Source organism: Marinomonas sp. GJ51-14 (assembly GCF_055808695.1).
On the sequence record NZ_CM147879.1, the window covers coordinates 1245857 to 1265046 of the forward strand.

A 19190-nucleotide genomic window follows, 5' to 3' on the forward strand; every position below is an offset into this window, starting at 1 on the left:
GAATAAAATGAGATTCACTTTTTAAGAACTCATTACTAAATTTAAAAAACAATTAAGACAATATTAAGGAAGGAGAGTGCTTGAAGCTCTGGTTTTGATTGTTAATAATCAAACTTCTTCTTAATCCTTATAGAAGACATGTTTTACCTTATTTCGACCTGCGATAATAACAATAAAGGCGTACTAGGGAGTTCCCAAGTAAGCCTGTAAGGAGCACCTATGAAAAAATCACTATTGTCAGCGGCGATTGCTCTGACACTTTCCGTAAACGTTGCTAGTGCAGCGGACCTATTTGTTAAACCCGGTGAAGATTCACGCTTTAATTGGAAAAGTTATGAGGCTTTGAAGTCTGTTGACCTGTCTGGCGAAACTGTTTCTGTTTTCGGTCCTTGGATGGGTGATGAAAAAGCAAACTTTGAACGCGTGGTTGCTTATTTTGAAAAAGCCACAGGCGCAAAAGTTAATTACGCGGGTTCCGATTCCTTTGAACAACAAATTGTTATTGATACTCAAGCAGGTAGTGCTCCAAATGTATCGATTTTTCCTCAGCCTGGTTTGGCTGCCGATCTAGCTGCAAAAGGTTTGCTGACGCCATTAAGTGATGATGTAAAAAATGCTGTTATAAAAGATTATGCCGCTGGTCAATCTTGGGCCGATCTTGCAACCTTTAAAAATGCCAAGGGTAAAAAAGAGTTTTATGGTGTTTTCTATCGTGCCGATTTGAAGTCTTTAGTTTGGTACTCTCCTGATAATTTTGCTGATGCTGGATATGATGTTCCTGAAACAATGGAAGAACTCAAAGCTCTGACAGAAGAAATCGTTGCAGATGGCGGCACTCCTTGGTGTATCGGTCTAGGTTCCGGAGCAGCAACAGGCTGGCCTGCAACGGATTGGGTTGAAGATTTACTACTTCGTACACAACCCGCATCTGTTTATGACAAATGGGTAAGCAATGAAATTAAATTCGATGATCCGCGCATTGTTGGCGCTATCAATGAGTTCGGTTGGTTCGCACGTAATGATGCTTTTGTTGATGGTGGTGCAGGCGCAGTAGCGTCAACGGATTTCCGTGACAGCCCAAAAGGTATGTTCCAGTCTCCTCCAAAGTGTTATTTACATCGCCAAGCATCGTTTATTCCAGCATTCTTCCCAGAAGGTGTTGAGCTTGGTCTAGATGCTGATTTCTTTTATTTCCCTTCTTATGAATCGAAGAACTTAGGTAACCCTGTCTTAGGTGCAGGTACTTTGACCAGTATCACCAGCGATTCCAAAGGCGCACGTGCTTTTGTGGATTTCATTCGCTCACCAATCGCTCATGAATTATGGATGGCGCAAACTGGTTTTATTTCTGCGCATTTGGGTGCCAATCCAGATCTTTACTCAAGTGAAGCAGCTAAAAAACAAGGTGAAATTTTACGTTATGCAACCACCTTCCGTTTTGATGGATCAGATTTGATGCCAGGTAAAATCGGTGCAGGTTCTTTCTGGACTGGTATGGTTGATTACACTGGCGGTAAAGACGCCAAAGACGTGGCTCATGATATCCAGAAAACATGGGATGCATTGAAGTAACACTTTTTAAAGCCCCTAAAACTCATGTGAGTTTAGGGGCTTTTTATGTTGCAGTATTTAATAGGTAAGGCTGCTTTTAAAAGTGGCCTTTGTGTTACATGTATTTGGAGTTTCTATGGCCCAGCTCGCTTCTGCGTTGATGACCATGATTGTGGGTATCTTGGGATGTGTTGTTTATTTCTACGGTTCTAATATTCTCTTAGATAAAATCTTTCCTACAAAAACCGGTTCTGCACAACGTGTGTCTCGTAACTTGCGTATCGCTAATGGTGTTCGTCCTTGGTTGTTTTTAGGACCTGCGGTTTTGTTGCTGACGTTCTACCTTTTTTATCCTGTTGTTGACTCTATTCGATTGTCATTCTTTGATCGAACCGGCGATGAGTTTGTCGGTATTTCGAATTATGTGTGGTTGTTTGGTAGTGATGAATTTTTCGAATCGTTTCGTAATAACATGCTGTGGTTAATTGTTGTTCCCACGGCATCGACCTTTTTAGGTTTAGTTATTGCAACCATGACGGATCGTATCTGGTGGGGCAATATTGCGAAAAGCCTTATCTTTATGCCGATGGCGATTTCTTTTATTGGCGCATCTGTTATTTGGAAATTTATTTATGATTTTCGCAGCGGCGGCGATGCCCAAATCGGTTTATTAAATGCAGTTGTGGTGTTTTTCGGTGGCGAGCCGCAAAACTGGATCACGATTCCTTTCTGGAACAATTTCTTCTTAATGGTCATCTTGGTATGGGTTCAAACCGGTTTTGCCATGGTGATTTTGTCTGCGGCGCTACGAGGTATTCCTGACGAAACCATCGAAGCCGCCGTATTAGATGGCGCGAATGGTTTACAGATTTTTTTCAAAATTATGGTGCCGCAAATTTGGGGAACCATAGCTGTGGTATGGACGACCATTACCATTCTGGTGCTGAAGGTTTTCGACATTGTTTTGGCAATGACAAATGGACAATGGGATACGCAAGTCTTGGCGAATCAAATGTTCGATTGGATGTTCCGAGGTGGTGGTGATTTCGGTCGTGGTGCCGTTGTAGCAATCGTTATTATGGTATTGGTTATTCCTATTATGGTTTGGAATATTAAGCGTGCGAACGCAGAAATGGAGGGCCGTTAATATGATTACTTCATCGAAGCGTTCTCCGTTAACCTATTTGGTTCATGCCACCGTTTTATTTTTGGTAATTATCTGGACAATTCCTACAGCAGGTTTGTTTATCTCTTCTATTCGAGATAAAGACCAATTGTCTGTGTCTGGCTGGTGGACGGCATTATCGACTTCTGAACAGCGTATTGTTGCCCGAGCACATGAACCAAAAGCACAGGTGCAAGAAGGTGATCTATATGTTATTCGCGGTAATTTATTAGAAGGTTCCGCAGGGGAGATCACCAAGTTTGGTTCCAGTTCATTACAACCTGAAGCTTTCGCTGTTGGTACGGTTGCTGAGCTTAAAAAAGGCAAAACATTACAAGTCATGGAAAATGGCGATTATGTGCTTTCTTCTCCGGATGAATGGAAAGGTTCCCGTGGACAGCGTATTTTTTATACGGCTGAAGTGCCTCCTCGTTTTACGTTAGATAATTACCGTGAAGTGTTAGGAACCGAAGGCTTAGGCCAGTCTTTCCTTAACTCTCTGACTGTGACGATTCCAGCTACCGTGATTCCAATCTTAGTCGCTGCGTTTGCCGCGTATGCGTTGGCTTGGATGCGATTTCCTGGACGTGCGTTACTTGTTGCTGCTGTAGTAGGTTTATTGGTTGTACCTTTACAGATGTCATTGATCCCACTATTGAAAAGCTACAATTTGATAGGTGAATTCTTTGGCGTAGGCTCGAAAACATATATCGGTATCTGGCTTGCTCATACGGGTTTTGGGTTGCCCTTGGCGATCTATTTATTACGTAACTATATTGCGGGTTTGCCTGCTGAGATTATTGAGTCCGCTCGTGTTGATGGTGCATCCGATTTTGATATTTTCCGCAAAATCATATTGCCCTTGTCGTTTCCTGCGTTGGCATCCTTTGCCATTTTCCAGTTCCTTTGGGTTTGGAATGATTTATTGATAGCGATGGTTTTCTTGGGTAATAACGAAGAGCATTTGGTTCTCACTGGTCAGCTTCGTGAGCTTTTAGGATCACGTGGTGGCAACTGGGAAATTCTCACAGCGTCTGCGTTTATCACTATTATTATCCCTTTGTGTGTCTTCTTCAGTCTGCAGCGTTATCTTGTGCGTGGTCTGTTGGCAGGCTCTGTTAAATAACTTAAATATGTAACGTAAACCTAAGTAGTGAGTTGAGCTTTGCTCCTCACTCAAGGTAAGCATTTAGATTGAGGCAATTGAACCATGGCTGATGTAAAGCTAACGCATGTTAAAAAGATTTATTCGAATAAAGTCGAAGTACTGAAAGATATTAATTTGGATATCAAACAAGGTGAATTCATCGTGTTTGTTGGGCCATCTGGCTGTGGTAAATCTACTTTGTTACGTATGATTTCGGGTCTTGAAGAGATCACGTCAGGTACATTAGAAATTGATGGCCAGGTTGTAAATGACGTTCCGCCAGCATTACGCGGCATTGCTATGGTGTTCCAAAGTTATGCTTTGTACCCGCATATGTCTGTCTATGACAATATGGCATTCAGTTTACAGATTGCAAAACAGAGTAAAGCTGAAGTCGATTTACAAGTTCGAAAAGCGGCGGATTTGTTGCAGCTAACCGAATATTTAGACCGCTTACCGAAAGCGCTTTCTGGTGGGCAACGCCAACGTGTGGCTATTGGTCGTGCGATTGTTCGTCGCCCTAAAGTGTTCTTATTTGATGAGCCATTGTCGAACTTGGATGCGGCTTTACGTGTGGCAACGCGTATGGAAATTGCGAACTTGAAAGACAGCATGCCGGATTCAACTATGATTTATGTCACTCATGACCAGGTCGAGGCGATGACGCTAGCGGATCGTATTGTTCTGTTGTCTGCGGGTAATATTGAACAAGTCGGTGCGCCGCTGGATTTATATGAACACCCAGCTAATGTCTTCGTGGCTAAGTTTATTGGTTCACCAGCAATGAATGTTGTGCCTTGTAAAATTGAAAAAGCGGGAGAACAAACCAGCGTATCTTTGTCCTCTTCGACAATTGTGAATACTCCGATTGTCACCGATGCAGGCGAGCAATCTAAGAAGGCATTTTTTGGTATTCGTCCTGAAGATTTGGTTGTGGTTGATACGGAAGAAAAAAGCCTTCTGTCCGGCAAGGTGTCATTTGTTGAAGCGCTTGGTGAAGCCACCTTACTTTATGTGACCGTTTCTGGGTGTGATGAAGCCATCATTGCTAAGCAAGCCGGTACATTGAATATTCAACGTGGTGACACGGTTCATTTATCTGCCTTGCCTGAAAAAATGCATTTGTTTGATGATAAAGAGTTGTCATACCTGCGTTAATTTTTTACTGATACGGCGAACGTCGCTGTATCAGGCTTTATCTGTTTTGGAGAGTCTTTATGACAACCAACTTGAATTGGTGGAAAGGTGGGGTTATTTATCAAATTTACCCACGTAGTTTTATGGATGCGAATGGCGACGGCATTGGTGATTTGGCTGGTATTACGAGCAAATTAGATTACGTCGCTTCCTTAGGTGTGGATGCCATTTGGCTTTCACCTATTTTTACTTCGCCAATGAAAGATTTTGGGTATGACGTTTCTGATTATTGCGATATCGATCCAATGTTTGGCTCATTAGATGACTTTAAAACCTTAATTAATCGTTCACACGAATTGGGTCTTAAAGTCATGATTGACCAAGTTATCAGTCATTCTGCTGATGCGCATCCTTGGTTTGAAGAGAGCCGTCAAGATAAAACCAATGCAAAAGCCGATTGGTATGTTTGGGCAGACCCTAAGCCGGATGGTTCACCGCCGAATAACTGGTTGTCTATTTTTGGTGGCAGTGCATGGAAATGGGACAGTCGTCGCTTGCAGTATTATTTGCATAACTTCTTAGAGTCTCAGCCAGATTTTAATTTTCATAATCCAGACGTACGTAAAGCGCATTTGGATAATATGCGTTTCTGGTTGAAGCTGGGTGTGGATGGTTTTCGCTTAGACACAGTGAACTTTTACTTTCACAGTGAAGGCTTGGAAGACAATCCACCAGTACCGGCTGGCGAGCCTAAAACAATGGGTGCGCCACACGATAACCCGTACACGTATCAGCGTCATGTCTATGATTTAAGCCGCCCTGAGAATTTAGATTTTCTGAAAGAGCTACGTGCCATGATGGATGAATTTCCGGGTAGTACAACGGTTGGTGAAATTGGTGATGACTTCCCACTTAAGCGTATGGCGGAATACACGTCAGGCGGTGATAAGCTCCACATGGCGTATACTTTTGATTTTCTAAACAAACCGCACTCACCAGAATACATTCGTGATGTATTGAAAAATATGCAAGACATCGTGGGGGATGGTTGGCCTTGTTGGGCACTGTCTAATCACGATGTGGTAAGATCGCGATCCCGTTGGGGTGAAAACGAAGATGGTGACTCTTATCCATTAATTGCATTAGCACTGATTTTGTCTTTACGTGGTAGTGTATGTTTATACCAAGGTGAAGAGCTTGGCTTACCAGAAGCAGAAGTGCCTTTTGAGCGAATCCAAGATCCTTATGGCATTCCATTATGGCCTGTATTTAAAGGGCGGGATGGCTGCCGTACTCCTATGGTATGGAGTAATTCATCACAAGGTGGATTCTCAACAATTGAACCATGGTTGCCAGTTTACGAAAAACATTTATCATTGAGTGTCGAGGAACAAGAAGCGAACCCTGATGCTTTATTGCATAAGGTTCGTAAATTGATCCATTGGCGTCAACAGCAGCCGGCATTAATAAATGGAGACTTGTCTCAACTTGATGTTGGTAATGAGCAGTTGATTGCCTTGGTGCGCGAATACCAAGGCGAGCGCCTATTAGTTGTGTTGAACATGACAAATGGAACACAGCAAGCAGTACTGAAAAACGAAGGGATTGAGATATTGCAGGGTCATGGTTTTGACTCTGCGTGGGACGGCCAGACATTAACTTTACCAGCTTATCAAGCATGTTACGTTAGATTGCCTTAGCGCTTCTAGCGCACTGTTTCGCTGGGGTTTCTGTGGCCAAGCCGGTTTATGTTGTACATGAATCGGCTTATTTGTAACTGCTTTATATTGTTGTGAGTGCTTGTATGAAAAAAGGCATAAAGAAACTGACTTTAAAAGATGTTGCAGAACGCTTGGAAGTGTCGACTGCAACAATATCGAACGCTTTTAACAGACCTGATCAACTGTCAGCGAATCTGCGTGAAAACATTCTGAATGAGTGTGAAAAAATGGGCTATTTCGGCCCGAATGCAGCAGCACGTAGTTTACGTACTGGCCGTACTGGTATTGTTGGCATTGTTTTGTCTGATGATCTTAGTTATAGCTTAACGGACCCCGTTGCAAATCAATTTTTGAAAGGTATAGCCGAAGTGCTAGAGGCCAATGCATACAATATGCTGTTGTTGTCTTCTGATGAAATTGAACAAGACGCGCAAAGCCGTATGCAATCTTCCATGGTAGATGGTTTTATTGTTTACGGTCATAAACCTCAACAATGCCATAACGCTCCTTGGTTGATGCCAAATAAAAATATCATCACAGTAGATAGTTTTATTCCTGGAACAACCTCGGTTAATGTGGAAAACCACGGCGGTGCATATATTATTGCACGCCATGCTTTGACTCATAAGCCGGAGCATGTGGCTATTTTAGGCTTGTCTTTAGTAGACACGGATCGAGTCTGTCGAATTCGTGAGGATGAGCTGTTTGAGCGTGCAGCATCCATTTCTATTCAACGACTTCATGGTTACTTTGAAGCTTTAAAAGAGCAGAATATAAGCGTTCCACCAGAGTGTATTTGGAATATCCCTGAAAACAGTCATAAGCTCGCTTATCAAGCGGCTCGTGAAGCTCTAACTATGTTTAATCGTCCTCAGCTTTTGCTATGTATGAGCGATTGTATTGCCATTGCGGCCGTACAAGCAGCCTTACAAATGGGATTACGTGTTCCAGAAGATCTACAAGTTGTTGGCTTCGATGGCATTACTGAAAGTGAAAATTTCCATCCTTCTATTACAACCATGCATCAACAAACCGTTGAAAAAGGGCGCATTGCTGCAGAAGTATTTTTGGGATTACGTGAAGCCAAAGATGTGATTTTAGAAACTGAACTAATGGTTCGGGAAAGCTGCCCTTTGGTTGAAAATCAAGAAATTAAAAACTAGAACTATGACGAAATTCTCATACCCAATAGTCTGAAATGTCAGCGGCAGGGTCCAAGTGATAAGCAATTTGAGCTTGCAGTAACTCTGCCGATGACAAGGCATCGGTCAATGCATGATGAGCTTTGTAACGAGGTAAACGATAACGCTGTCGACAAGCATCTAAACGCAATGACGGCTGTTTACCAAAGCGCTTCCACCAAGGCTTGTGAATCGCTTGGTATTCAATCCCCATCGTATCAAGTACTGGAAAATACAGCGGATAGCCGTATATTTTCATAGCGGCTTGCAGTAAAAACTGACGCTCAATTGAAACACAATGGACAACAATCACTTGTCTGGTTAAGGCTGACAATATTTCATCCAGTATGGCTTCTAAAGGTGGGGCTTGTTCCAGTTCTGCATCGGTAATTTCATGAATCGTAACAGATTCTGCATGCAATGAATGCTCAGGCTTTGCCATCCAATATTGCGCTCCCTTACAGCGAATCGTTTTGCTGCTTAGGGGGATTAATCCTAGACTGATGATTTCGTCTTGGTTTGAATCCAGACCCGTTGTTTCCAAGTCTAATGCCAACAAAGGCGTATCTTCAAGCTTGGTGTCTGGGCTGATCATGCCTGCTTGATAATAGCGTTTTAAAGGGCCTTCAGGAGCCTCTTTTGCCCACTCTGCAAACATACTTTGCCAATCTTGAACTTCTACTGCAGGTTTCTTTTTAAAGAATGACATTTAACTACGCTTCCCTGCATAACGGAATTTAATGAATTCCTGCTGACGTGTGACAATATTGAACGCGTCTCTTAAATGCCGCTTTTCAAAGGAAGACAAATTTTCTGGGTTGACGTGATTGGTAGGTGGTTCACCTGCTTCTATTTGGTCTTTCTGGTTTTTAATTCGAACCATACCTATCATTTCTAATGCTAACGTTAAGTCTTTAGCTCGGCCGTCGGGAAGTAAACCTGCTGCTTCGATATCTTCTATGCGCTCTAACGTATTAAGTTTATCACTACCACAGGCGAGGGCGTGCACACGAACGATATCGATAATGGGCGCGATACCTCTTTCTTTTAAATTAAAGGTTCGGGATTGTTTGCCTTCGCCATCTAGAACAAATTGCCTAAAGAAGCCCAAAGGTGGCTTTCTTTGATTGGCATTACGGGCCATAAAGGTTAAAAAGCCTGAGTGTTCTTTAGCCTCTTTGCGAATATGTTGATTAAGTTGTTTTGCTAATGTTTTATCGCCATAAACCCCACGTAAATCAAAGAAAATAGATAGGCGTAGCAAAGCTTCTGCTTTTGGTTTTTGTATCCAGTCACTGAAGTTTTCTTTCCAAACGGATAAAGGCTGACGCCAACGAGGGTTTGAAGCCATAATATCGCCAGTACAGAGTGTGTAGCCACATTGATCTAGATTCTGACAAACCCAATGACTTAATGCTTCGAAGTATTCGCCATGAATTTCTTCCTTGTATTTGTCACTAATGATCAGCGCGTTGTCTTGATCTGTGCTAATGGTTTGTTCTTCTCTTGCTTGTGAACCCAAAGCAATAAAACAATAAGGAACAGGAGCTGGGCCGAATTTTTCCTCCCCAAGTTGCAAGAGGCGCTTCACAAAGGCTGTTCCAATGTGAGACATGGCATTGCCAATCATTTGTGTGTTGGCGTCTGCTACGACAAGCTGAGTAAAGGTGTGGGTCATTTTTTGACTGATGGCCCGTAAGCTTTCAATATTATTTTGTTTAAAAATATCACTGATTAGGTAAACGCTACCGTGGCTTTCCTTTTGAACTATATCTCCTGTGCTAACCACACCAATAGGGCGGCCGCTTTTCATAATGGGAATATGGTGAACATTTCGTTCCATCATCTTCAAGACGGCTTCTGAAGCATAATCGTGACTGTCCATGACAATAGGGTCATGTGTCATTATGGTCGAAACTGGCGTGTCGTAATCTAGCCCTTGAGCAACAGCTCTGGTGCGTAAGTCTCGATCTGTGAGAATACCGATTAGCTCACCATTGTCTGTAATTAATAAACTAGATACGCGATGTTCCGACATAGTTTGTGCCGCCATACGAATATCCGCATCCATTTGAATACTAATAGGTGGACGTCTGAGTAAGCTGACAACAGGACAAGTCATTAATGAGACGTCTGAATTTTGTGAATCCATGGCCGCTCGTAAACGGACTTCTCGTGCTAGCTCAAAAAAATCAGAAAAATTGTCGTTCTCTTCGTAAAGCTTGAGAAACCAACGAGCAGGAATTCTATACAGTAAACTATCTTCCATGGTTCGCATGGACTGTGATGATTTACCGCCCCGCAACAAAGACGCATAACCAAATAGCTCGCCTTCATTCATACGTCGAATTAACTTACCTTCTTTACTGAGCACTTCAATGGCACCGCTACGGATAAAGAATAAAGTATTGTTCAGCGCACCGGGGGCGATTGTCCACTCTCCCGCACGCAGGTATTGGATCTCTATATCTTTGACCATATCGTTTAGTTGCGGGTCTTCTGCAATCTCATTAAAAGGTGCATGTAGACAAAGTGCTTCGAGTATTTCTGTTAATTCGACGTCCATTGTACTGTTCCCATTTATTAGAACGAATGTTTATTCAAGCAAAGGTGATGCTAACGTCACTATGCCCATAATAAGAAAGAGTAAACAAGCAAGTAATCTTGTTTTATCTGCATTTATTTTATCTATGAGCCAGCGGCCAGCTAATACCACAGGAACATTTGCTAGCATCATACCTAATGTCGAGCCTAATAATACCATCCAGACACCACCATAATGGGCTCCAAGTAATACGGTTGCGATTTGTGTTTTGTCACCTATTTCAGCAAGAAAAAATAAGATAAAGGTTGCACTGAAAGCTCCATATTTAAGTATATTACTTTCTTCATTTTCGTCCTTGTCTGGGATTAATAGCCACAAACCGACAGCAATAAAACTTAATCCTATGATCCAACTTATAGCGCTTTCAGGAATCCAGTGTGCTACTTCCACACCAAGCCAAGCGGATAGCGCATGGTTTAATAATGTCGCAATAAAAATGCCGGAAATAATAGAGAATTTAGACGTAAAACGAGTTGCGAGGAACAGCGCCAAGAGTTGAGTTTTGTCGCCCATTTCAGCGAGAGCAACCGTAGATATTGAGGTTAGTAGAGCTTCCATTTATTAGTGGGTCCTAGGTGGGCAATACAACAAAAGACAATACACCTGTGCCCACCTGAGCCAAGTTATTGTCTTAAGTCTCACCAATTCTGTCGATTGATATCGAACTAGAACTTCTTTGCCACGAGCTTGAGGCCCAATTATGTTGACAAAGAATTTTTGCAATATACAAAGTGTTAAACACAATATTTGTACGTGCAAAGAAGATTACTCCCCTAAGAGAGAGTGATAATAAAATATTAGCCTATAAAAAACAATACGAGTGGCAGTCTGACTGCCACTCGCATTTCATTTTCTATAAACACTTATGACAAGTGCTTTATCTTATAAGTGCTGAATTACTTATAAAGGTGCATATCGCTGCGTAATCCTTTCCATAGACTGATACACATGATCAGCATTAGGAAAGTGAAAGGTAAGCCAATTGTGATTGCAGCTGCTTGGATCGCGCCAAGAGCTTCAGAGCCACCACCGATCAACAATGCAATCGCAATAATACCTTCAAGAACTGCCCAGAAAACACGCTGAATCATTGGCGCGTCAGTTTTACCACCAGCTGTAATGCCGTCGATAACCAAAGAGCCAGAGTCAGAAGATGTTACGAAGAATACCAATACAAGAACGATACCTACGAAAGAAGTCAAAGACGTTAGGGGCAGACTAGCAAACATTTGGAACATAGCCAGTGAAGAATCACTGATGCCATTAGCCAATGCGCCAACACCATTTTCTACTTGCTCAAGTGCAGAACCACCGAAGATAGACATCCAAACCAGTGATACAGCTGTTGGAACTAATAGAACAGCAACAACGAACTCACGTACCGTACGACCGCGAGAAACACGTGCGATAAACATACCTACGAATGGTGACCAGGAAATCCACCAAGCCCAGTAGAACACAGTCCAGCCATGGTAAAAGGTTTCGTCTTCACGACCAATCCAGTTACTTAGTGGAATGATGTTTTCAATGTAGCTTAGGAAGAAAGTTCCGATTGCAGCGAAGATCGCGCCAGTGTTACCAACAACAACGATAAATAAAGCCAACACTGCAGCAATGATCATGTTTACGTTAGACAGTAGTTTGACACCGCCTTCTAGACCACGAGCAACCGATATGATCGCAACTGCCGTCACGGCACAAATAACAATAATTTGTGTAGTGAGTGTATTTGGAATACCGAATAAAAAGTTAAGACCGCTTGTTGCTTGTTGCGCACCAAAACCAAGTGAAGTAGCCAAACCAAAGATGGTTGCAATAACCGAAATAACGTCGATAACGTGACCGGTTGTGCCCCATACTTTTTCGCCAAGTAAAGGATAAAACGCAGAACGAATCGTTAGTGGTAAGCCTTTGTTGTAAGCGAAGAAAGCCAGTGAAAGACCAACAACCGCATAAATAGCCCAAGGATGAAGACCCCAATGGAACATGGTGCCGCCCATTGCTAATTCTTTCGCTTCAGGTGTATTGGCTGCAACATCAAATGGTGTTCCGTACCAACCTGTGTAATAAGCAACCGGTTCTGCAACACTCCAGAACATTAAGCCAATACCCATACCTGCAGCAAACAACATTGAGAACCAAGTGATGGTTGAATGTTCTGCTTTTGCCTCTGTACCACCAAGACGGATTTTACCAAGAGGAAGAGCAATGAGAGCCAAACAGAAAAGTACAAAGATGTTACCTGAAACCATAAAAAACCAGTCAAAATTATTAATAGACCAGCTTTTTGCTCCTGATAATAATGCGCTTGCATCCGTTGGAAATAAAATACTTCCAAGAATGAAAGCAAAGATGATAATCGCACTGGTACTAAATACTGGATTTAGTACGTCTAGACCAAGAAACTGTACGTTGTCTTGTCCTACTTTATAAGATGTATTGTATTCAGCCCGACCATCGTCAGGAACTTTATTACTCATAAACATTCTCCCCTAATTAGTAAAATCATTTTCTGATCTACTTTCCAATCTGTTTAAACGAAAACCTACATGAGTACTTTTTATGTAACTTCGTTACTTAACCCTAAAAGAAATTTCATTATTAGATTGTTCTTAATACGACCTATATTGTTCTATTCCGGCTATTTTTTGATCACCGAGAACTGACCCGTTTGCTTCGTCTTATTCATTCTTGATGAATACTGAAAAGCGTATGGATACTCACGTTAGGTAATTATTAGAACAACGTAATTAATCGTTTTTTTTTAAGATTAATACCACACCGGAAAAATCATCTAGATTTATGTATTTGTAACAGAACGAAAAAAAGGCCATCTACGAGGGCCTTTTTTTATTCTTAACGTGGCAAAGGGTACATCAATTTAGTTAGATGTCAAATTATAGTAAACAAAGTGACGTGCTAGGGGAGGAATAATTCTAGCAACTCATTGAGAAAAAGTTTGCCCTTTTCTGTTGTTTTAATATGACCCCGTTTCCACTCATTAGCGTCTAACAAACCTTGTTTAATTGCTGTTTCGCAAGCCACTATCAAAGGGGTTGGGACTGATTGATAGGTGAATCGTTGGTAATCCTTTAAATCAAAGGTTTCGAATAAGCGTAAGCGATTCATCATGAATTCTAATGGTAGATCTTCCTGTTCAATGGCTTCTTTGATCACGAGCGCTTCAGGAAGGTTTTTTAGATAGTGATTTGGGTGTCTAGTCTTTCGTGTACGAAATATTTGACCATTAACTAATGTGATTTTTCCGTGCGCACCAGCGCCAATTCCTATGTAGTCACCAAAGCGCCAATAGTTCAGATTATGTGCGGCGCGACGATCGGTTTTCGCATTTGCGGATACTTCATATTGAGCATAGCCATACTGAGTGAGTAGTGCTTGTCCTGCGTCTTGGATTTCCCATAAAGTATTGTCCTCTGGAAGCGTTGGCGGACGACGATAAAACTCCGTGTTTGGCTCTATGGTTAATTGATACCAAGAAAGGTGATCAGGGTTTAAATCAATAGCGATGGCAAGATCTTCCATGGCCATGACTTGGCTTTGATCTGGCAAACCATGCATTAAATCTATATTGATATTATCGAACCCTGCTGCTCTAGACTTATCCACAGCATGGATGGCTTCTTCTCGGTTGTGGATTCTTCCTAGAGTTTTCAACAGGTTTGGTTGGAAACTTTGAATCCCAATGGACAATCGATTGATGCCAGCTTTGCGGAAATGACTAAATTTTTCTTGCTCAAAGGTGCCAGGGTTGGCTTCCATGGTAATTTCAGCATTGTTTACCCAAGTTAGTTTTTCTCGTAGCGCGTTCATGAGCTTGTAGTAAAAATCTTCGCTCATTAGGCTTGGCGTGCCGCCACCAATGAAAGCCGTTTGAATTGGGCGGCCAGCAACATAAGGTAAATCGGCGTCTAGATCCGCAAGCAATTGCGATAAATAAGCATCTTCTGGTAGCTGACCATTGGTTTCAAAACGGTCGGCTTGATGTGAGTTGAAATCACAATAAGGGCATTTTCGTACACACCAAGGTAAATGTATGTATAAACTCAGTGGTGGTAACGAGTGGTTCACAATCTATTACTCAATTTGAAAGCGTCTTTTTGAAACGTCGCTAATAGTTGTTGCAATGCTTTGCCACGATGACTGATTTGATTTTTTACTTCTTTTGGTAAGCTTGCCGCACTGCAACCGCATTCTGGAACATAGAATATTGGGTCGTAACCAAATCCTTCTTCGCCTTCGTCAGAAGTGAGAATTCGGCCTTCCCAAATGCCATGGAATACTTGAGGTGTTGGGTCGTCTTTATGGCGCATATAAGCTAAAACACAGTGAAAACGAGCAGTACGTTCTAACACAGGAACGCCATCTAGTTTTTCTAACAAAAGTGCATTGTTAGCTTCATTGTTGCCATGTTCGCCAGCAAAACGAGCAGAGTAAATACCTGGCGCACCATCTAAATAATCGACTTCAATACCAGAATCATCGGCAAGAGCCGGTAAACCGGTTTGAGCACAAGCATTACGTGCTTTTAATATGGCATTTTCAATGAAGCTCAATCCATTTTCTTCTGCTTCTTGTACGTTGAATTCGCTTTGTGGTTTTACATCGATACCGACATCACTCAATAGAGCATTAAACTCTTTTATTTTACCTGCATTGTTACTGGCTAATACGATGGTTTTATTCATCGGAAACTCCCGTGAGTTTTAAAATATGAATCTAAGAAGTAGGCAACAACATACTTGCCTACTTTATTTTGAAGCTTGTGGTTTAGCGGCTGATATGAAAAATTGCAGTTTCACTGAATAAATTAGGCATAGAACGAATCCACCAGTGGTCTTTTAAATGACCATCTACTGCTGCCCAACGTAGAATTTTAATGTTTTTTTCGCGGCACAAGAGTTCGAAGTCTTGAAAGGTAAAAAAGTGAATGTTTGGCGTATCATACCAGTTGTATGGCAAAAATTCGGATACCGGCATACGGCCCTTTAGAGCAAGGTGAAGGCGACTTCTCCAATGACCAAAGTTTGGAAAGGTAATGATGCATTCTTTGCCAATACGAAGCATTTCATCGATCAACAAGTCTGGGCGACGAAACTGTTGCAAAGCGTGTGTCATAAGCACCAAATCAAAGCTGTGATCTTCAAAATTCTGTAAGCCTTCATCTATGTTTTGTTCTAAAACAGGAATGCCCTTTTCGATACAGGTATTTAAATCATCAGGATCAATTTCCAATCCATAGCCACGGACTTTTTTGTTATCCAACAAGTGTTTAAGTAATTCACCCGGACCACAGGCTAAATCGAGTACGCGGATATTTGGCTTAACCCATTCATCGATGATTTCTAAATCAGAACGCATTAGTTAGCCCCTGTTATTAAGTGATTGGCAACGCGAGTTAAGAAAGTATTCAATACGGTCATATATCTTGGAATTGGGAAAAGGAATGCATCGTGACCTTCTGCCGCTTCTATTTTCGCATAAGAAACTTGTTTGCCTGCCTTAACTAACGCATCAACGATTTCTTCACTTCGTTCAGGAGAGAAACGCCAATCGGTTGTAAACGATACTAATAAAAATTCACATTGCGCTCTACCTAATGCTGCCGCTAAGTCACCATTGGTTTGTGCTGCAGGATCAAAGTAATCAAGAGCTTTAGTCATTAACATATAGGTATTAGCATCAAATCGTTTGGTGAATGCCTCACCTTGATAGCGCAAATAGCTTTCTACTTCGAACTCAATACCATAGTTGTACTGGTATGTGTCATGACGCATCTGACGGCCAAATTTGGCGCCCATAGCATCGTCTGATAAATAGGTAATGTGCCCTAACATGCGAGCCAAACCTAACCCGTTGGTTGGTACAGAGTTATTGTCCAGATAGTTGCCATCATAGAAGTCAGGGTCACGTCGGATAGATTGTCTAGCGACTTCGTTAAAAGCGATATTTTGTGTAGACAGTTTTGGGGCAGAAGCAATAATAACCGCCGCTTTGATACGGTCAGGATAACGAATGCTCCACTCTAAAACCTGCATGCCACCAAGACTACCGCCAACAATAGCTGCAAAAGTCTTAATACCAAGTCGATCCGCTAAACGTGCTTGGCTTTCCACCCAGTCTTCAACGGTAACGATAGGGAAATCTGCTCCCCATCGTGCTTTTGTTGCTGGGTTAATGGATGTTGGCCCCGTCGTTCCGCAGCAACCACCGAGATTGTTTAATGAAATAACAAAAAAGTGATTTGTATCGATGGCTTTGCCTGGCCCGATGGCAGAATCCCACCAGCCCGGTTTGGTATCAGACATAGCATGATATCCCGCAGCATGATGGTCGCCACTTAGAGCATGGCAAACTAAAATTGCGTTGGAAGCGTCTGAATTTAACGTTCCATAAGTCTCATAAACGAGTTGATATGATGACAATGTTTGTCCGCAGGAAAGTGCCAACGGTGTTTCGAATTGCGCAATCTGTGGCGTAACAATACCAACAGAGTCAGCTGGGATGACGTCCGGCATAGGTTTTGATTATCCTGATGAAAGTGCTCGATTTCCCGGGAAAAGAAGAGGGAATGCATCGATTAATAATGGCACACAGTCTAGCGCTTGCGTTGAGTGTCATCAAGGGCTTGATGGATTCAGTCATAGAGGATTGGAAGATTAAGTTGGAGCTGACAATAAAAGACTTCTTGTTGTTTATGAATTAGACAATAATAAGTCTTTTATTAATCAGGTAGGGAAAAGATTATACGAGTGTAAATACTTTAGTTTTACTTGCTAACTCTTCTGAAAGTTGCTGAATTTGTTTGGTTTTATCCACCAATATATCAATAGACTGGGTGTCTTGATTGAGTTGCTGAGCAATTTCCTCCATCTCAGTGCTCATTTGAACGGCAGTGCTAGCAACGTCTTGAATGGCATTGGCCATGGCGTCGGTGGATTTCGATCCAGTCATAGCATTGGCTTCTATATCTCGCATAGCCTCTTCAGCATGGCTACCATTTTCGCTGATGATTTTAAGGTTAGCTTGACCACTTTCCATAGTCGTAATAGCCGTTTGCGTTGAATTTTGGATTGTACCGACTATGTCTGTAATCTTTGATGTGGCATCAACGGTTTTTTCAGCTAAAGCTCGCACTTCATCGGCAACAACAGAAAAACCTCGTCCTGCTTCGCCTGCTCGTGCAGCTTCAATTGCAGCGTTCAAAGCAAGTAAGTTAGTTTGATTAGCTAGATCATTGATCATGGCAATGACGTTATCGATGTCTTTAGATAATCGGCCTAATTCATTTAGTTGTCCGCTGGTCATATTAACCACATTAACAGTGTCACTGATGCTAGTGAGTACGGTTTTTATCGTATCTGCACCCGATTTTGCTGATTGGTAAGTGTCGTTGGATTGAGTTCGAAGAGAATCTGTTGTGTTGGACAGTACGGAAAGCCGATTTGATATATCGTCGGTACCTGTAGCTAATGAGAGTGTTCGCTGATTCACAAGAGAATTACTGTTGGCGATATTGCTAATGGTGTTATTTAAGTCGATAGACATGGTACTGATGTGGTCTGTGGTTGAAACCACGTCTTTTAATACACCACCTAAGCCATCCGTCATTTCGTTTAAAGATTGACCCAGTTGATCAAATTCATCATGGCGTTTTGTATTGATTCGAGCCTTAGCAGACATGTCGCCTTGCTTTACTTTGTTCAAGTCTGTGATGATGTTTTGTAGTGTGCTATTTACGCTACGACCTATGGTAATCATTAGCAGAGTTGCAACAAGAACAACTATAGCACTCACAATAAGTAAGGTGGCATTGGCTTGGGTTGAACTGGCTTCGGCACTAGCTTCGGCCTTTAATACTTCTGTCTCAATGAGTTGGTTCGTTTTCTGTAAACTGTTGTCGAATTGATTTTTTTGCGTGCTAAAAACAGACTCAATCTCATTCAAAGATAGGTATTCTTCACCATATTGCAAAATTGCATCACGATAGGCATAGGCTTTAACACCATGAGTGTCTTCGAAACCAAAGTTAAGTACTCGGCTTTCAAAACGTGCAAAGCTGTTAGAGAATTCTTCTAAAATTTCATTTGATGGTCCTGATAAATAACCTGCCTCAGCCTTACGAACATTTGTGAACTCTCGTTTTAATAAACTAAGTCGTTTTATGTCCTCACTGATTTCAGATCCCATGCTGTTTATACGACCACGTAATCCAGATGTGGAATCAAAACCAATAATGTAGCGTTTGTCGATCAGAGCCATGAGTGACTGACTATAGTTGTTTATTTCTATTAAGTTTTCTTCAAGAGCTTGTTTTAGATCTAAACTGTTTGCCCGCTCAATATTAACTCCAATCACATCTGCGTTTTTTGCGATTTGATTATTCGCGCTAGCAACATAATCTGTGTAATTTTCCATGGATATGGAGCGTAAACCGTCCGCTATTTCTAACATCTTGATACTAAGTTGATCACTAGATGCTTGAATCTTTGAAAGTTTTCTTAATTCATTATTTGCATTTTGTTGGGATGAGAGACCGTCCATCGCAACAAAAGTAACAATAACAAACCCCATAATTGCTGTAATAAGTAGAAATAATAATTTTGCTTTGAAGGATAGGTTTGCCAACATAGAGGACTCCCTGTTTATTAATAGTATCGACTGA

16 protein-coding genes and 1 riboswitch are annotated in these 19190 nt (G+C 41.7%); of the genes, 7 read left to right on the top strand and 9 right to left on the bottom strand.

Going from position 1 to position 19190, the window contains the following annotated elements; genetic code table 11:
- Window positions 1-219 precede the first annotated feature (219 nt).
- The 6 genes from AC0L3Y_RS06080 (at window position 220) to AC0L3Y_RS06105 (ending at window position 7884) form a co-directional block, all read left to right on the top strand.
- Window positions 220-1572, top strand: coding sequence for an ABC transporter substrate-binding protein (locus tag AC0L3Y_RS06080; RefSeq protein WP_473469929.1), 1353 nt, complete (start codon window positions 220-222; stop codon window positions 1570-1572).
- A gap of 115 nt (window positions 1573-1687) precedes the next feature.
- Window positions 1688-2698, top strand: coding sequence for a carbohydrate ABC transporter permease (locus AC0L3Y_RS06085; protein WP_473469931.1), 1011 nt, complete (start codon window positions 1688-1690; stop codon window positions 2696-2698).
- A 1-nt stretch (window position 2699) separates the two neighbouring features.
- Window positions 2700-3842, top strand: coding sequence for a carbohydrate ABC transporter permease (locus AC0L3Y_RS06090; RefSeq protein WP_473469933.1), 1143 nt, complete (start codon window positions 2700-2702; stop codon window positions 3840-3842).
- Between the two features lie 84 nt (window positions 3843-3926).
- The gene (locus AC0L3Y_RS06095) at window positions 3927-5021 is read left to right on the top strand and encodes an ABC transporter ATP-binding protein (protein WP_473469935.1); all 1095 of its coding nucleotides are present in this window, start codon (window positions 3927-3929) and stop codon (window positions 5019-5021) included.
- 59 nt (window positions 5022-5080) lie between these two features.
- Window positions 5081-6700, top strand: a complete 1620-nt coding sequence (locus AC0L3Y_RS06100) for an alpha-glucosidase family protein (RefSeq protein WP_473469937.1) — start codon at window positions 5081-5083, stop codon at window positions 6698-6700.
- 104 nt (window positions 6701-6804) lie between these two features.
- Window positions 6805-7884 carry a LacI family DNA-binding transcriptional regulator gene (locus AC0L3Y_RS06105; protein ID WP_473469939.1) on the top strand — a complete coding sequence of 360 codons (1080 nt, stop codon included), beginning with the start codon at window positions 6805-6807 and terminating at the stop codon, window positions 7882-7884.
- A gap of 16 nt (window positions 7885-7900) precedes the next feature.
- Here the strand turns inward: AC0L3Y_RS06105 and AC0L3Y_RS06110 are convergent, their stop codons facing one another.
- The 8 genes from AC0L3Y_RS06110 to metX all read right to left on the bottom strand — a co-directional run bounded on the left by AC0L3Y_RS06110 (window position 7901) and on the right by metX (window position 17043).
- Complete coding sequence (locus AC0L3Y_RS06110) at window positions 7901-8611, bottom strand: 3'-5' exonuclease (RefSeq protein WP_473469941.1); 711 nt, start codon at window positions 8609-8611, stop codon at window positions 7901-7903.
- Window positions 8612-10468 carry a DUF294 nucleotidyltransferase-like domain-containing protein gene (locus tag AC0L3Y_RS06115; protein WP_473469943.1) on the bottom strand — a complete coding sequence of 619 codons (1857 nt, stop codon included), beginning with the start codon at window positions 10466-10468 and terminating at the stop codon, window positions 8612-8614. It lies immediately after the preceding gene.
- A 30-nt stretch (window positions 10469-10498) separates the two neighbouring features.
- Window positions 10499-11065, bottom strand: coding sequence for a TMEM165/GDT1 family protein (locus tag AC0L3Y_RS06120; RefSeq protein WP_473469946.1), 567 nt, complete (start codon window positions 11063-11065; stop codon window positions 10499-10501).
- 9 nt (window positions 11066-11074) lie between these two features.
- Window positions 11075-11293, bottom strand: a riboswitch (yybP-ykoY riboswitch).
- 110 nt (window positions 11294-11403) lie between these two features.
- Window positions 11404-12987 (bottom strand): BCCT family transporter, encoded by a 1584-nt coding sequence (locus tag AC0L3Y_RS06125; protein ID WP_473469948.1) that lies wholly within the window; start codon window positions 12985-12987, stop codon window positions 11404-11406.
- Window positions 12988-13426: 439 nt separating this feature from the next.
- The gene (hemW, locus tag AC0L3Y_RS06130) at window positions 13427-14596 is read right to left on the bottom strand and encodes a radical SAM family heme chaperone HemW (protein ID WP_473469950.1); all 1170 of its coding nucleotides are present in this window, start codon (window positions 14594-14596) and stop codon (window positions 13427-13429) included.
- Window positions 14593-15213, bottom strand: coding sequence for an RdgB/HAM1 family non-canonical purine NTP pyrophosphatase (rdgB, locus tag AC0L3Y_RS06135; RefSeq protein WP_473469951.1), 621 nt, complete (start codon window positions 15211-15213; stop codon window positions 14593-14595). The genes hemW and rdgB overlap by 4 nt, the downstream gene beginning before the upstream one ends.
- A gap of 82 nt (window positions 15214-15295) precedes the next feature.
- Window positions 15296-15886 (bottom strand): methionine biosynthesis protein MetW, encoded by a 591-nt coding sequence (gene metW, locus AC0L3Y_RS06140; RefSeq protein ID WP_473469952.1) that lies wholly within the window; start codon window positions 15884-15886, stop codon window positions 15296-15298.
- Window positions 15886-17043 (bottom strand): homoserine O-succinyltransferase MetX, encoded by a 1158-nt coding sequence (gene metX, locus AC0L3Y_RS06145; RefSeq protein ID WP_473469953.1) that lies wholly within the window; start codon window positions 17041-17043, stop codon window positions 15886-15888. Before metX ends, metW begins: the two co-directional genes overlap by 1 nt.
- A 53-nt stretch (window positions 17044-17096) precedes the next feature.
- Between metX and AC0L3Y_RS06150 the strand changes: the two genes are divergently transcribed.
- Window positions 17097-17231 (top strand): hypothetical protein, encoded by a 135-nt coding sequence (locus AC0L3Y_RS06150; RefSeq protein WP_473469954.1) that lies wholly within the window; start codon window positions 17097-17099, stop codon window positions 17229-17231.
- Window positions 17232-17269: 38 nt separating this feature from the next.
- Here the strand turns inward: AC0L3Y_RS06150 and AC0L3Y_RS06155 are convergent, their stop codons facing one another.
- Complete coding sequence (locus AC0L3Y_RS06155; protein WP_473469955.1) at window positions 17270-19156, bottom strand: methyl-accepting chemotaxis protein; 1887 nt, start codon at window positions 19154-19156, stop codon at window positions 17270-17272.
- Window positions 19157-19190: the final 34 nt, after the last annotated feature.

Excerpts from the sequence above, each read along its gene's own strand:
- rdgB (WP_473469951.1), bottom strand. The coding sequence starts at position 15,213 with ATGAATAAAACCATCGTATTAGCCAGTAACAATGCAGGTAAAATAAAA.
- AC0L3Y_RS06150 (WP_473469954.1), top strand. The coding sequence starts at position 17,097 with ATGCATCGATTAATAATGGCACACAGTCTAGCGCTTGCGTTGAGTGTC.
- AC0L3Y_RS06110 (WP_473469941.1), bottom strand. The coding sequence starts at position 8,611 with ATGTCATTCTTTAAAAAGAAACCTGCAGTAGAAGTTCAAGATTGGCAA.
- AC0L3Y_RS06085 (WP_473469931.1), top strand. The coding sequence starts at position 1,688 with ATGGCCCAGCTCGCTTCTGCGTTGATGACCATGATTGTGGGTATCTTG.
- AC0L3Y_RS06090 (WP_473469933.1), top strand. The coding sequence starts at position 2,700 with ATGATTACTTCATCGAAGCGTTCTCCGTTAACCTATTTGGTTCATGCC.
- AC0L3Y_RS06080 (WP_473469929.1), top strand. The coding sequence starts at position 220 with ATGAAAAAATCACTATTGTCAGCGGCGATTGCTCTGACACTTTCCGTA.
- AC0L3Y_RS06095 (WP_473469935.1), top strand. The coding sequence starts at position 3,927 with ATGGCTGATGTAAAGCTAACGCATGTTAAAAAGATTTATTCGAATAAA.
- metW (WP_473469952.1), bottom strand. The coding sequence starts at position 15,886 with ATGCGTTCTGATTTAGAAATCATCGATGAATGGGTTAAGCCAAATATC.
- AC0L3Y_RS06155 (WP_473469955.1), bottom strand. The coding sequence starts at position 19,156 with ATGTTGGCAAACCTATCCTTCAAAGCAAAATTATTATTTCTACTTATT.
- AC0L3Y_RS06120 (WP_473469946.1), bottom strand. The coding sequence starts at position 11,065 with ATGGAAGCTCTACTAACCTCAATATCTACGGTTGCTCTCGCTGAAATG.
- AC0L3Y_RS06125 (WP_473469948.1), bottom strand. The coding sequence starts at position 12,987 with ATGAGTAATAAAGTTCCTGACGATGGTCGGGCTGAATACAATACATCT.
- AC0L3Y_RS06105 (WP_473469939.1), top strand. The coding sequence starts at position 6,805 with ATGAAAAAAGGCATAAAGAAACTGACTTTAAAAGATGTTGCAGAACGC.
- metX (WP_473469953.1), bottom strand. The coding sequence starts at position 17,043 with ATGCCGGACGTCATCCCAGCTGACTCTGTTGGTATTGTTACGCCACAG.
- AC0L3Y_RS06115 (WP_473469943.1), bottom strand. The coding sequence starts at position 10,468 with ATGGACGTCGAATTAACAGAAATACTCGAAGCACTTTGTCTACATGCA.
- AC0L3Y_RS06100 (WP_473469937.1), top strand. The coding sequence starts at position 5,081 with ATGACAACCAACTTGAATTGGTGGAAAGGTGGGGTTATTTATCAAATT.